This is a genomic window from Monashia sp. NPDC004114, from assembly GCF_053603855.1.
The window spans coordinates 74,088-86,737 of the sequence record NZ_JBSGGK010000018.1 but is presented as its reverse complement, the minus strand read 5'-3'; the positions used below and the strand labels follow the sequence as shown (position 1 = coordinate 86,737).

Below are 12,650 nucleotides of genomic sequence, written 5' to 3'. Positions count from 1 at the left end.
GGAGGCGTGGACACCGACGCGATGCTGACCCTGCTCCGCGACGTCGCCGAGGAGGTCATCAACCCTCGCTTCCGGACGCTGGCTGCGGGGGAGATCCACGAGAAGCGGCCGGGCGACCTCGTGACCGACGCCGACCGCGAGGCCGAGGTGCTGATCACGTCGGCCATCCAGGCGGCATACCCGGACGGGGTCGTGCTCGGTGAGGAGGCGTATGCCGCCGACCGCGGGCTCATGGAGCGCTACGTGAGCGCCCCCCACGCCTTCACCGTGGACCCCGTCGACGGCACGAAGAACTTCGTCCACGGGTCTCCCGACCACGCGGTCATGGTGAGCGAGACGCGCGACGGCGTCGCCGTGCGCGGGTGGATCTGGCAGCCGCAGCACGAGGTCGGGTATGCCGCCGAGCGGGGTGCAGGCACGTGGCGTCACGACGCCGCGGGTGCCGTCCGGCTCACCATCGACGAGCCCGAGGCCGGCACGGATCTGCGGGGTCGCACGTCGCGGCGGGCGTGGATCGGCCGGGCGCTCGACGGGATGAGGCCGATGACGCTGACCTGGGTGTCGTGCGGGATCGACTACCCGAAGCTCGTCGAGGGCGAGGCCGACTACATCGTCTACGCGAAGGCGGCGCCCTGGGACCACGTGCCCGGCTCACTCCTGCTCGCCGAGGCCGGCGGCCACCTCGGCACGACCGACGGGCGGCCTTACCACCCGCGCGACATCGCGCCCCCGGGGCTGGTCGCCGCTGCCGGCCTGACGGCATACGAGCGCGTATGCCGTGGCCTTGCGTGAGCTGCTTTGGCGCCATCCAGGCGAAGCCTGGGTCGTGTGTGCGTTGATCGGGGCCATCACCCCGGCGTACGCACACAGCATCCCGGGCCCGCCTCTTCTCGCTCGGGCTGAGCGCACCTGGGAGTTCACTGATTCCGGTATCACGCGGGGAGCCACGTGCCACCGTTGATCTGACGGGTTCGCCGGGTTCGTGCGGAAGGCGGTGTGTGGTCGATGACGAGCAACGACCTGGTGGTGGTGCTACCGGGGATCACCGGGAGCACGCTCGGGGTCAGGGGCGGTGACGGGTCGCCCGCCAGCGCGAACCTCATCTGGGCACCGAGCGCCGGCGCGGTCTGGAAGCTGCTGACAGGCGGCAACTCGATCCTCAAGCACGCGTTGCCCGACGGCATCGGCGACGAGAACCCGGGCGACGGCGTCGAGCCGGTCGCGCTCATGCCAGACGTTCACGTGCTCCCCGGGATCTGGACCCCGATCCGCGGCTACGACGTGCTCGTCAACGCGCTGGAGAAGCTCGGCTACAAGCGCGACAACGGCGCCAAGCCGCCGAACCTCATCGCCTACGCCTATGACTGGCGCCTGTCGAACCGCTACAACGGCGAGCGTCTCAAGACCGTCGTCGAGCCGGCGCTCGAGCGCCTGCGGGCGCAGGGAGGCGAGTTCTCTGACGCCAGAGCGGTTTTCATCTGCCACTCCATGGGCGGACTTGTCGCCCGTTGGTACATCGAGAAGTGCGGGGGAGCCGAGGTGACCCGCAAGCTGATCACGCTGGGGACACCCTGGCGCGGTGCCACCGATGCCCTCGAGCAGCTCGTCAACGGTGTGAAGAAGGGCATCGGTCCACTCAGCATCGACCTCACCGCCTTCTCCCGGAGCATGCCGTCGCTCTTCCAGCTCCTGCCGGAGTATGCGTGCATCAGCAACGCCGGTGGCTACGCCAAGACGACCGAGATCGCGGTGCCCAACGTCAGCACCACGATGGTCGCTGACGCGATGGCCTTCCACACCGACCTGCAGGCCGCCGAGGCGGCGCGCGCCGCCAGCCGCGACATGACGCACATGGTGCTCGGCATCCGGCAGCCGACGCAGACGACCGTGACCCTGCAGGACGGAAAGGCCAACACGTCGCAGACCTTCGGCAACGAGAACGACTACGGCGACGGCACCGTGACGCTGACCGGCGCCGTGGGGCTCGGCGAGACGCTCGACACCAACCTCGCAGTCCGCGTGCCCGAGCAGCACACGAACCTCCAGTGCAACCAGTTCGTCCTCGACCAGGTGCAGGAGATCCTCACGGCGCAGCCCATCCGGCGTCGGGACCTTGCGGACACGAACGTCCGGGCCGTCGTGCCCGACCTGCTCACGACCGGGCAGGCGCTCAAGGTCTCCTTCGACCTCGAGCACGACGACGCGGACGCCACCCCGGCGCGCAAGTCCGTGACGGTCACGGTGCGCAGTGCCAAGGGAAAGGTCCTGGCCAAGGCCGAGCCCACCCTGCGCAAGGGACACGGCGTTGCGTCGTTCAGCGACCTCCCGCCCGGGACGCACTCGGTGACGATCGCCGGCACGGAAGCCAGCTCGACGGTTCGTCCCGTCACCTCGACCACGGTGGTCTGGCCCAAGCCGACCCGCTAGGAGATCATCACGGTGTGGGCACCAAGCCGTTCGCCTCGTCGGCCGACACCGCGGAGAAGCAGCAGACGCTCGACGTGCTGGCCGACGGTGTCTATGCCCTGACAGCCGAAGGCAACCCGAACGTCGGCGCGATAGAGGGCGAGGACTTCCTCGTCTGCTTCGAGGCCCTGGCGACGCCGACCGCCGCGAGGGAGTGGCTCGAGCGGTTGCGTGAGCACACGGACAAGCCGGTGCGCTACCTCGTGCTCTCGCACTATCACGCCGTCCGAGTGCTCGGTGCCAGCGCGTTCGATGCCGAGGTGATCGTCACCCACGAGACGACGCGCCGGCTCATCGAGGAGCGAGGCCGGGAGGACTGGGAGTCCGAGTTCGCCCGGATGCCAAGGCTTTTCAAGGATCCTGACTCGATCCCCGGGCTCAGCAGGCCGACCGTGACGTTCACCGACCGGATGACCGTCGACCTCGGTGGCAGCCGCGGCGACCTCGTGCTCCAGCACTGCGGGCGCGGGCACACGGCAGGTGATCTCGTCGCCTGGCTGCCCAGCCAGAAGGTGCTCTTCGCCGGCGACCTCGTCGAGGCGCAGGCAGCCCTCTACACCGGAGACGCGTTCCACCGGGACTGGGCGACGACGACGCTGGACCGCATCGGCGCGCTCGGGGCCGAGCAGCTCGTGGGCGGTCGAGGGGCCGTCGCCCGCGGTACCGACGCGGTGGCCGCCGCTGTCGAGCAGACCCGCGGCTTCCTCACGACGCTGCTCGACGAGGTGGGAGCCGTCCACGCCCGCGGCGGGCGGCTCAGGGAGGCCTTCGAGGCCGCGCACCGTGCGCTCGAGCCGGCCTACGGCCGGTGGCCGATCTTCGAGCACTGCCTGCCGTTCGACGTCTCGCGCGTGTGGGACGAGCTGTCGGGCATCGACTGGCCGGTCGTCTGGACGGCAGAGCGGGACCGCCAGGTGTGGGACCAGCTCCAGGGCTGACGTGAACGGGCCCAGCTCGCCGGTGGTCGTGGTCGGCAACGGGCCGGTCGGGCAGACGACGGCCCTGCTGCTGGCTCGCTGGGGCGTTCGCGTCCTGCTGCTCGACGCGCGACCGGGCCGCGAGCTCGTCGGCTCGAAGTCGATCTGCCAGCAACGCGACGTGCTCGACATCTGGGAGAGCGTCGGCGCCGGTGCACAGATCGCGGAGGAGGGCCTCACCTGGACGACGGCACGCACCTTCTACCGGGGCGACGAGCTCTTCAGCCTCCGCTTCCAGGAGGTCGGGTCGTCGCCCTTTCCACCCTTCGTCAACATCTCGCAGTGCCGCACCGAGCAGGTCCTCGACGAGCGGATCGCGCGCCAGCCGCTCATCGACGTCCGCTGGGACCACCGGGTGGTCGCCGTGGGCGAGACGCGCGACGGCGTGGCGCTGACCTGCGAGACCGCGAGCGGCGTCGTCGACGTGACGGCGCCGTATGCCGTCGTCTCCTCGGGAGGGCACAGTGACGGCATCCGCGGCGGGCTGGGGGTGAGGTTCGAGGGCCGGGTGTTCGACGACGAGTTCCTCATCTGCGACATCCGGACGGACCTACCCGGGTGGGAGCACGAGCGCCGCTTCTACTTCGACCCGGCGTGGAACCCGGGGCGCCAGGTCCTCATCCACCCGTGCCCCGAGTCGACCTTCCGGATCGACTGGCAGGTGCCCGCTGGCTTCGACCTCGAGGAGCAGGAGCGCTCGGGCGCTCTGGACGCGCGGATCCGGCAGGTCGTCGGCGACCGCGACTACGACCTCGTGTGGCGTTCGGTCTACCGCTTCCAGTCACGAGTCGCGGACCGGATGCGGGTCGGGCGGTTCCTGCTCGCCGGCGACGCAGCCCATCTCATGGCGCCGTTCGGCGCGCGCGGGCTCAACTCGGGCGTGCAGGACGCGGAGAACGCCGCCTGGAAGCTCGCTTTCGTGCTGTCCCGGTGGGCGCCCGAGGAGCTGCTCGAGTCCTACGACGTCGAGCGGCACGCGGCCGCCGTCGAGAACCTCGAGGTCACCTCGGCGACGATGCGGTTCCTCGTCCCCCAGACCGATGAGGAGCGACGTCACCGCACCCAGACCCTGGAGCGTGCGAGTCGAGACGCTGCCGCGCGGGCCCAGGTCGACTCCGGCCGTCTGGCCGAGCCGTTCTGGTACGTCGAGTCCCCGCTCACCACGCCTGACCCGTCCCGGCCCTTCCTGGGCCGCCCGCCGAGGGGCGCGCTGCCCGCTCCAGGCCCGGGTGTCATCGTGCCGGACCTGCCGGTGCGGTCCGGGCGGCTGCGCACCGTGCTGCGCGAAGGGGTCACCCTGCTCGTCGGTCCGGACGTCCCTCTCGGCGAGGTCCGGAGGGGAACGACCGACGTGTCCGCACCGGTGCAGGTCCACAGGTTCGAAGACCTGTCGCCCGAGCTGCTGGGGCTGGTCGAGGGGCGTGCCGACGAGGTTTGGGTCGTGCGGCCCGACGCCCACGTGGCCGCCGTCCTCACCCAGCCGTCCGCCGCCGAGGTCGCCAGAGCCATCGGCCGCCTGCTCGGAAAGAGCGCGCCGGTGCATCCCTGATCGGGTTCCAGGAGGCGAGCAGCTCCGTGGACCGCGCTGAGCAGCAGGGCCGCCTTCGTACAGCCCCGCATTCGTGCAGCCCCGCGGCCGAGGGCTGAGCCGCGCCGGGCGTCCGATCAGCCGAGCACGATCCCGAAGTGCTCGGCCAGGGCGGCCGAGGCAGCCGCCTCGTCCAGCTCGCGCTCGTCGCGGCGACCGTGAGTCGTCGTGATGAGCCGGCGGTCGCTGAGGGTGATCCGTCCGGTCTCCGTGAGCCGTGACACCACCGACTTCTGCGTGAAGTGGCTATCGGGTGAGGTCTGCTGCCAGAGGTTGCGCTCGGCGAAGGCGGCGAGCGGGTGGGGCTCGGACGTGAAGACGTACTGCGTGTGCCACTCCTCGCCGTCGCGGCGCTCGCGGTAGAGCCACGTGCCGTCGACGTCCCGCTCCAGACCCACGTCCTTGCCGAGCTCGTGGTGACCGGCTCCGTCGCGCAGCGGGATCGGCTCTACGAAGGCGTCCCCGAAGCCCACGTCGACCAGGGCGGTCCCGTCCATCGCCGGTGAGGTGACGAGGAGCACCAGGTGGTCGAACTCCGCGGTGAGCCCGCCTCCCGGGACCGCCACCTGCGCCGACACGTGGTCGACGGCATACCCGAGCGCGCGCAGGAGTGCCGCGAACAGCCCGTTGAGCTCGTAGCAGTAGCCGCCGCGGTGTCCGACCACGACCTTGTCGTAGGCGTCGGCCGGCTCCACGCTGATCGGCCGGCCGAGCGCGATGTCGAGGTTCTCGAAGGGCACGGCGAGCAGGTGCGCACGCTGGAGCGACGAGAGCGCAGCGAGGGTGGGCGCCGCGGGCGTCATCGCGCCGAGCCGGCCCAGGTATGCCGTCACCTGAGCGGGCGTGAGCGTGTCGAGGGTGGTCGGTGAGGTCACCGCACCATGGTGAAACCTCGAGCCGACTTCATGTCAACCACGACGCGCCTCCCCAGCCGCAACACACCGAGCAGTGGCGAACTCTGATGGTTATAGCCGCAGAAGCTTGCGATTGCTCGGTGTGTTGCGTCGGCGTCGGGGTGCAGGAGGACCACGTCGTCCGGTCTTGTCCGCCCCAGCGACGGCGGTGACCAGGCACCATGGGGCATGGACACCGTGGACGCCGACACGGACGGCTTCGTCGACGACTTCGACAGCGAGGACCTGGACGACGCGGTGTGGACACCGCACTACCTGCCAGCGTGGAGCTCACGCGCGCAGACGCGAGCGGCGTACGAGCTCGAGGACTCCTGCCTCCGGCTGTTCGTTCCGGTCGGTCACCCCGTCTGGTGCGAGGGCGACCATCTCCCACCCATCCGGGTGTCCGGGATCCAGTCGGGCAGCTGGTCCGGGCCTGTCGGCAGCACGGCGGGCCAGCAGCCGTTCCGCGAAGGACAGACCGTGCTCGAGGAGCAGCCGGAGCACTGGGGCTGGACGCCCACCAGCGGCGTCGTGGAGATGCGCGCGCGGATGGTGCTCTCGCCCCGCTCGATGGCGGCGCTGTGGATGGTCGGCCGGGAGCGGGTGCCCGAGGAGTCGGCAGAGATCTGCGTCGTCGAGGTCTTCGGCGACGCCGTCGAGCCGGGCCGCTCCGCCGCGATCGGCTTGGGGCTGCACGCCTTCCGCGACCCCTGGGTCACCGAGGACTTCGCGGCGCCACGCCTCCCGCTCGACGTCAGCGAGTGGCACACGTATGCCGTGCACTGGAGTCCTGAGCGCGCCGACTTCCTCGTCGACGGCGCCCGCGTGCGCTCGTGCGCCCGGCCACCGGCATACCCGATGCAGCTCATGCTCGCGGTGTTCGACTTCCCCGAGCAGTCCGACGGGCACGACGCGCACCTCGTGCCGGAGCTCGTCGTCGACTGGGTGCGTGGGTCCGGAGGGTCGGCCGACTCTCAGTAGCCGGCGTGGTCGAGGGCCTCGGTGGTGAGCTGCCGGCCCAGCTCGATCATCTCGGCGGCACGGTGGAAGTCGAGGGTGCGCACGGCGTTGGAGGGCACCGTGACGAGCACGTCGGGAGGGTTGCTCGCCATCCGGTAGCGCGAGATCAGGGCGCTCATCGTCTCGAAGGACATGTTGAGCAGATCGACCAGCCCGATGTCGGCCTGGCCCAGCACGAGTGCCCCGCTCGGCGTCTGTGCGACCTGGGTCGCGACCGCCGCGGCCAGGCCGAGGTCAGGGTCGATCGTGGCGGCGCCAGGCTCCTTGGCGTGAGCGAACCGTCCCGTGATGGCGCGGACCCGCTCCGAGTCCAGCACCTCGGCCGCGCTGCGGCGGAGCCGGCTGGTCCACTCCTCGCGCGGGCGGGGCTCCGACGACTCCTTGACCGGGGTGGCAGTGCCGTTCGACGAGCGCATGCCCGAGAGCGACACCGCGATGGTCAGGTCCGCCGAGGCCGCGGCCGTCGGCTCGATCGGGATCGGGTTGATGAGGCCGCCGTCGACGAGCACCCGACCGTTGATGACGGCCGGCGTGATGACGCCCGGGATCGCGATCGAGGCGCGGACGGCGTGCTCGACCGGCCCGCGCTGGAACCACACCTCACGCCGGGCGTTGATATCGGTGGCGACCGCTGTGAACGGGATCGGCAGCTGCTCGATCGTCGCGCCGTCGAGGATCTCGCCGACCTTGGCGATGACGCGCTCCGCACGGATCGCACCACCCGGAGCGGTGAGGCTGATGTCGAGCAGACGCCAGACCTCACGCTGGGTCAGGCTGAGCGCCCAGTCCGCGTAGGTCTCGAGCTTGCCGGCCGCCGCGACGCCGCCGACGAGCGCGCCCATCGACGTCCCTGCGATCGCCACGACGTCGATGCCACGCTCGTCGAGCACCTGGAGTGCGCCGACGTGGGCGTAGCCCCGCGCCCCACCTGACCCGAGGACCAATGCTGCGCGCAACCGATCTGCCACAGGATCGACGATACGACCGTCGGTCCGCCGCCTGCTGACTCGCCCTTCCGAGCCGTGCCGGATGGTCTGCCGGATGGTCTGCCGGATGGTCTGCTCGGACGGGTGGCGATCACCCCTATCTCGCGCAGACCTCGCAGCAGAGCACGATGCGCGAGCTCAGCCGCGCAGGTAGTCGATCCGGATCTGGCCCAGCCAGGCCTCGTCGGCGAGCAGGTCGATGCCGACGACCCGACCGCCGGCCACCTGGAACGCGAACGCCGCCTTGGGCACGCCCTGGAGTGTCCAGACCGCTCCGACGTGGTCGTCGAAGGTGGCCAGGCGCGCACCCTGTGCCCGGCCGCGGAACATCTCCGCGACGGCGGCCGAGCCACGCAGCTCCGCGGGCGAGCCCATCGCCACGGCTGCGGCATCCGCTCGCATGACGACGTCCGGGTCGAGCAGCTCGAGGAGCCGGGTGAAGTCACCGCCACGCGAGGCGGCCAGGAACGCGCCGACCACTTCGCGCTGGCGGAGGCGGTCCGGTGACGGCGGCTCCGGCTCGGCCGGCGGGGTCACGACCTCGTCGGCCAGGTCGACGTCGGCGGACTGCACCCGGCGCCGCGCGCGGCTCGCGAGCTGCCGGGTCGCGGCAGGGGACCGGTCGACGATGTCGGCGATCTCCTCGAACGGCAGGCCGAAGAGGTCGTGCAGCACGAACGCGAGCCGCTCGGCCGGTGACAGCGTCTCGAGGACCACGAGCAGCGCCAGGCCCACGGAGTCTGCGAGCTCGGCCTCGTCAGCGGGATCACCTGTGCCGGAGCCGGTTCCAGCGGTCGGCGCGAGGCGGGGGTCGCGTGACTCGGCCATCAGCTCGGCCAGCTCGGTGTCCCAGGCGTCCTCGCGACGAGACGTGCGCGAGCGCAGCATGTCGAGGCTCACCCGGGCGACGACGGTGGTGAGCCAGCCACCGAGGTTGGCGACGCCGCTCGTGTCGGACCTGCTCAGGCGCAGCCACGCCTCCTGCACGGCATCGTCCGCGTCGGCCGGGGAGCCGAGCATGCGAAATGCGACCGCGTGCAGATGCGGCCGGTGGGCCTCGAAGTCGTGGGCCAGCCAGTCAGCCTGGGCCGCAACAGCGTCGGCGGCGCTTCCCGCGGTCCCCTTCGTGCTGTCGTCCGGTCCGACCCGGCCGGTGGAGCTCGTCTCGGTCATCTCGTCACATCCTCTGCTCGGCATCCGTCATAGCGTTGACGAGCCACGAGCACCAGATGTGACACCGGCTCGGATTCCTCACCACCCGACTCTCGAAGGAGCCTGACATGGCCGCCATGAACACCCTGATCTACCCCGTCAAGGACCTCGACAACGCCAAGGCCGTCTTCACGATCCTGCTCGGCGTCGAGCCGCACACCGACCAGCCGTACTACGTCGGCTACAACGTCGACGGCCAGGAGTTCGCCCTCGACCCGAACGGACACCGCAAGGGTCTGACCGGTGCCGTGCCGTTCTGGAGCGTCGACGACCTCGACGGCCGCATCTCGGCTCTGGTCGGTGCGGGCGCGTCCGTCGTCCAGCAGCCCACCGAGGTCGGCGGCGGGCGCCGGACCGCCGTCCTCGCCGACACCGACGGCAACCACATCGGTCTGATGCAGGACAGCTGAGCGCGCGTCGACCCCTCTGGCGGGCATCCCGGCCATCGGCCGGGGTGCCCGCAACACATTTTGGGCATTGATGTGCGAACTTTCTCGGCGGGCCGGGACGAGGGGGTATGCCGCCCAGCCTGAGCGAGGGCGGTCGTCCACCGTCCTGTGACCGGACCGGATGCGTCGCCCGACGGCCTGTCGGGTGTCGAGCTTCGTTGTGCCCCATGGAAACCCGCGCTTCACTGGTCCCCGGCGACGCGGCTCCTCGATCGTCCAGGAATGGATCGTCGGGGGTCCTGTTCCGGAACGCCCGGAGGACCGTTTCGGCTGCGGTCTCAACGGGTACGGAATGGGCGATATGCCAGGTTGGGCGCGGCTCACGGCTTGCGCACACCCGGCCACCTGTGCAGGATGGGGATCGCAGATGTAAGCGCTTACACCGCCGGGCGAAGGCCCGACAGGAAGCCCGACAAGAGCCCGACAAGGGCCGGATCGGACACATCACTCAACGACGAGATGCGAGGGGTAGGCCGTGGCAGCAGCAGCACGCGTGCAGGGCGACCCGCCGGCAGGTCAGCCCGCCGAGCGGCCCCCCACCGAGCCCATCCAGCCCACCCAGCCCACCGAGTCCAGCGAGCACACCGAGTCCAGCGAGCACACCGAGCCGGTCGAGCCGGTCGAGCCTGTCGTCCGGGACGGCCACCGGGTGAACCCGGCCCCAGCATCGGCGGGCGCCACGATCTACTCGGTCGCCGAGCTGGCCGGAGTCTCGATCGCCACCGTGTCGCGCGTCCTGCAGGGGGCCGGCGTCGTGTCGACGAAGACCCGGCAGAAGGTGCTCGACGCGGTCGACCAGCTCAACTACGTCCCGCTCGGCGCCGCCCGCAGCCTCGCCGTCCGGCACCACGAGGCCCACGGTCTGGTGCTGCCGGAGCTGTCCGGCCCCTACTACTCCGAGCTGCTCATGGGCTTCGAGTCCCGCGCGGCCGAGCTCGGGCAGAGCGTCATCCTCATGCTCACCGAGGGCAAGGGCGACATCGCGCGCGCCGTGCGGCAGCTGGCCACCCGGGTCGACGCCATCGCCGTGCTCGGGTCGGCCGCGATGCCCCCGCCGGTCGCGCGGGCGCTGCACGGCCAGAAGCCGGTCGTCATCATCGCGGGCGACCCTCAGGAGGGCATCGAGAGCGTGCGGGCCGAGAACGCCGAGAGCGCGGAGCGGCTCACCGAGCACGTGTTCGACCACGGGCGACGCCGGCTCCTGTTCGTCGGTGACCCCGGGGGCGCCCCCGACACCGAAGAGCGCTATGCCGGCTTCGTCGCGGCCCACCGCGCCCGTGGGCTCGACCCGGCCGACCCGATCCGCGTGCCGTTCCGGGAGGGTGAGGGCGTCGCCGTGGCCCGGCGGATCCTCGCCGGCGAGATCACTGCCGACGCGCTCGTCTGCGCCAACGACGAGCTCGCCCTGTCGATCATGACGACCCTTCAGGATGCCGGTCGCGAGATCCCCCGCGACCTGGCCGTCGTCGGGTGGGACGACGTCATGACCGCCCGCTACGTCCGGCCCGGGCTGACCACCGTCCGGCAGCCGGTGCGCGAGCTCGGAGTGCTTGCCGCCGACCGCCTCCACCAGCGTGTCGTCGGGGGCGCGCCACACCCTGCACCACAGGTGCTCCCGACCCAGCTGGTCATCCGCGCGTCCTGCGGCTGCACCGGCGCCTGAGCGGGCGACCGCTCGCCCGTGCCTGTCGGGCCGTCTGGCCCACCGGAAACAGAGAAGTCACACCTCACCTACACGTCTCGAACGACACCGAGAAAGAGAGAGACCGATGAGACGCACCACAGCCATCACCGTCGCGTGCATGACGGCCGCGGCACTCACCGTGACCGCCTGCGGTCGTGGCACCGACTCAGGGGGGTCGACAGCCGGACAGACCGGAGCCGCCGTCAACACCGGGGCCGCCACGGGCGAGATCACCGTCTGGGCCATGGGGGCCGAAGGTGACAACCTTCCCAAGCTCGCATCGGACTTCGAGTCCGCGAACCCAGGCGTCAAGGTCAAGGTCACGGCGATCCCATGGGATGCGGCTCACGACAAGTTCACGACCGCGATCACCGCGGGCAAGACCCCCGACGTGGCCATGGTCGGCACGACGTGGATGGGTGAGTTCGCCGGCATGAACGCGCTCGACCCGACACCGGGCTCGATCGACAAGTCGGCGTTCTTCGACGGTGCCCAGAAGACGACCGAGGTCAACGGCACCTCCTACGGCATCCCGTGGTACGTCGAGACGCGCGTCGTCTTCTACCGCTCCGACCTGGCCAAGAAGGCCGGCTACGACACCGTGCCCACCGACTGGAACGGCCTGAAGTCCATGGCGAAGGCCATGCAGACCAAGGCCGGTGCCAAGTGGGGCATCGGGCTCCAGGCCGGCGGCCAGGGCTCGTGGCAGTCGATCATGCCGTTCGCGTGGTCCGACGGCGCCGACCTGACCAAGGACGACGGCAAGTCGTACAACTTCGACAGCCCCGAGATCCTCAACGCCGTCAAGTACTACCAGTCGTATTTCACCGACGGGATCTCCGACAAGGCTGCCCCCGCGACCCCGACGACCGAGCCGGACTTCGCCAGCGGCAAGGTGCCGATGTTCATCTCCGGCCCGTGGATGATGTCCGCGGTCGAGAAGGTCGGCGGTGCCGGCTTCAAGGACAAGTACAACGTCGCGCCGATCCCGGCGGGCAGCGCGGGCTCGTCGTCCTTCGTCGGCGGCTCCAACTTCGTGGTCTTCAAGAACACGAAGAACCGTGACACGTCCTGGAAGTTCGTCCAGTGGCTCGCAGACCCCAAGGTCCAGGCCAAGTGGTTCACGCTGTCCACCGACCTCCCCTCGGTCAAGAGCGCCTGGCAGGACCCGACCCTCGCGGCCGACAACAAGCTCGCCGTCTTCGGCAAGCAGCTCGAGACGGCCAAGGCGCCGCCCTCGTTCCCGACGTGGGAGCAGGTCGTGACGAGCTTCGACACGGAGATGGAGAAGGTCACCAAGACCGGTGCCGACCCGGCTGCGTCGCTCAAGACGGTGCAGCAGCAGGCCGAATCCATCGGGACGGGCATGTGA

Annotated in this window: 11 protein-coding genes; 8 read left to right on the top strand and 3 right to left on the bottom strand. The window is 70.6% G+C overall.

Features of this window, described 5'->3' with window-relative positions:
* The first annotated feature begins 6 nt into the window (after positions 1-6).
* From ACWEOW_RS20185 to ACWEOW_RS20170, 4 genes are all read left to right on the top strand, one after another.
* On the top strand, positions 7-792 hold the full coding sequence (locus ACWEOW_RS20185) for an inositol monophosphatase family protein (RefSeq protein ID WP_452271032.1): 786 nt from the start codon (positions 7-9) through the stop codon (positions 790-792).
* A 213-nt stretch (positions 793-1,005) separates the two neighbouring features.
* Entirely contained in the window at positions 1,006-2,427 is a 1,422-nt protein-coding gene (locus ACWEOW_RS20180) for an esterase/lipase family protein (protein ID WP_452271031.1), read from the top strand.
* Between the two features lie 14 nt (positions 2,428-2,441).
* The gene (locus tag ACWEOW_RS20175; RefSeq protein WP_452271030.1) at positions 2,442-3,404 is read left to right on the top strand and encodes an MBL fold metallo-hydrolase; all 963 of its coding nucleotides are present in this window, start codon (positions 2,442-2,444) and stop codon (positions 3,402-3,404) included.
* Between the two features lies 1 nt (position 3,405).
* The gene (locus ACWEOW_RS20170; RefSeq protein ID WP_452271029.1) at positions 3,406-4,992 is read left to right on the top strand and encodes an FAD-dependent monooxygenase; all 1,587 of its coding nucleotides are present in this window, start codon (positions 3,406-3,408) and stop codon (positions 4,990-4,992) included.
* Between the two features lie 116 nt (positions 4,993-5,108).
* On the opposite strand, the gene ACWEOW_RS20165 is transcribed toward ACWEOW_RS20170, so the two are convergent.
* A complete protein-coding gene (locus tag ACWEOW_RS20165; protein ID WP_452271028.1) occupies positions 5,109-5,906 on the bottom strand; it encodes an arylamine N-acetyltransferase family protein in 798 nt (265 codons plus the stop codon).
* 207 nt (positions 5,907-6,113) lie between these two features.
* On the opposite strand from ACWEOW_RS20165, the gene ACWEOW_RS20160 reads away from it, so the two are divergent.
* Positions 6,114-6,908 carry a glycoside hydrolase family 16 protein gene (locus ACWEOW_RS20160; RefSeq protein WP_452271027.1) on the top strand — a complete coding sequence of 265 codons (795 nt, stop codon included), beginning with the start codon at positions 6,114-6,116 and terminating at the stop codon, positions 6,906-6,908.
* Here ACWEOW_RS20160 and ACWEOW_RS20155 read toward each other — a convergent pair.
* Together ACWEOW_RS20155 and ACWEOW_RS20150 are read right to left on the bottom strand one after the other, a co-directional pair.
* Entirely contained in the window at positions 6,902-7,915 is a 1,014-nt protein-coding gene (locus tag ACWEOW_RS20155) for a patatin-like phospholipase family protein (RefSeq protein WP_452271026.1), read from the bottom strand. The genes ACWEOW_RS20160 and ACWEOW_RS20155 overlap by 7 nt on opposite strands.
* A 156-nt stretch (positions 7,916-8,071) precedes the next feature.
* Positions 8,072-9,106 (bottom strand): sigma-70 family RNA polymerase sigma factor, encoded by a 1,035-nt coding sequence (locus ACWEOW_RS20150; RefSeq protein ID WP_452271025.1) that lies wholly within the window; start codon positions 9,104-9,106, stop codon positions 8,072-8,074.
* A gap of 107 nt (positions 9,107-9,213) precedes the next feature.
* Between ACWEOW_RS20150 and ACWEOW_RS20145 the strand changes: the two genes are divergently transcribed.
* From ACWEOW_RS20145 to ACWEOW_RS20135, 3 genes are all read left to right on the top strand, one after another.
* The gene (locus ACWEOW_RS20145; RefSeq protein ID WP_452271024.1) at positions 9,214-9,555 is read left to right on the top strand and encodes a VOC family protein; all 342 of its coding nucleotides are present in this window, start codon (positions 9,214-9,216) and stop codon (positions 9,553-9,555) included.
* 514 nt (positions 9,556-10,069) lie between these two features.
* Entirely contained in the window at positions 10,070-11,257 is a 1,188-nt protein-coding gene (locus tag ACWEOW_RS20140; protein WP_452271023.1) for a LacI family DNA-binding transcriptional regulator, read from the top strand.
* Between the two features lie 106 nt (positions 11,258-11,363).
* Positions 11,364-12,650, top strand: coding sequence for a sugar ABC transporter substrate-binding protein (locus tag ACWEOW_RS20135; protein ID WP_452271022.1), 1,287 nt, complete (start codon positions 11,364-11,366; stop codon positions 12,648-12,650).

Coding starts and splice junctions, on each gene's coding strand:
- ACWEOW_RS20180 (WP_452271031.1), top strand. CDS start 1,006: ATGACGAGCAACGACCTGGTGGTGGTGCTACCGGGGATCACCGGGAGC.
- ACWEOW_RS20160 (WP_452271027.1), top strand. CDS start 6,114: ATGGACACCGTGGACGCCGACACGGACGGCTTCGTCGACGACTTCGAC.
- ACWEOW_RS20150 (WP_452271025.1), bottom strand. CDS start 9,106: ATGACCGAGACGAGCTCCACCGGCCGGGTCGGACCGGACGACAGCACG.
- ACWEOW_RS20145 (WP_452271024.1), top strand. CDS start 9,214: ATGGCCGCCATGAACACCCTGATCTACCCCGTCAAGGACCTCGACAAC.
- ACWEOW_RS20135 (WP_452271022.1), top strand. CDS start 11,364: ATGAGACGCACCACAGCCATCACCGTCGCGTGCATGACGGCCGCGGCA.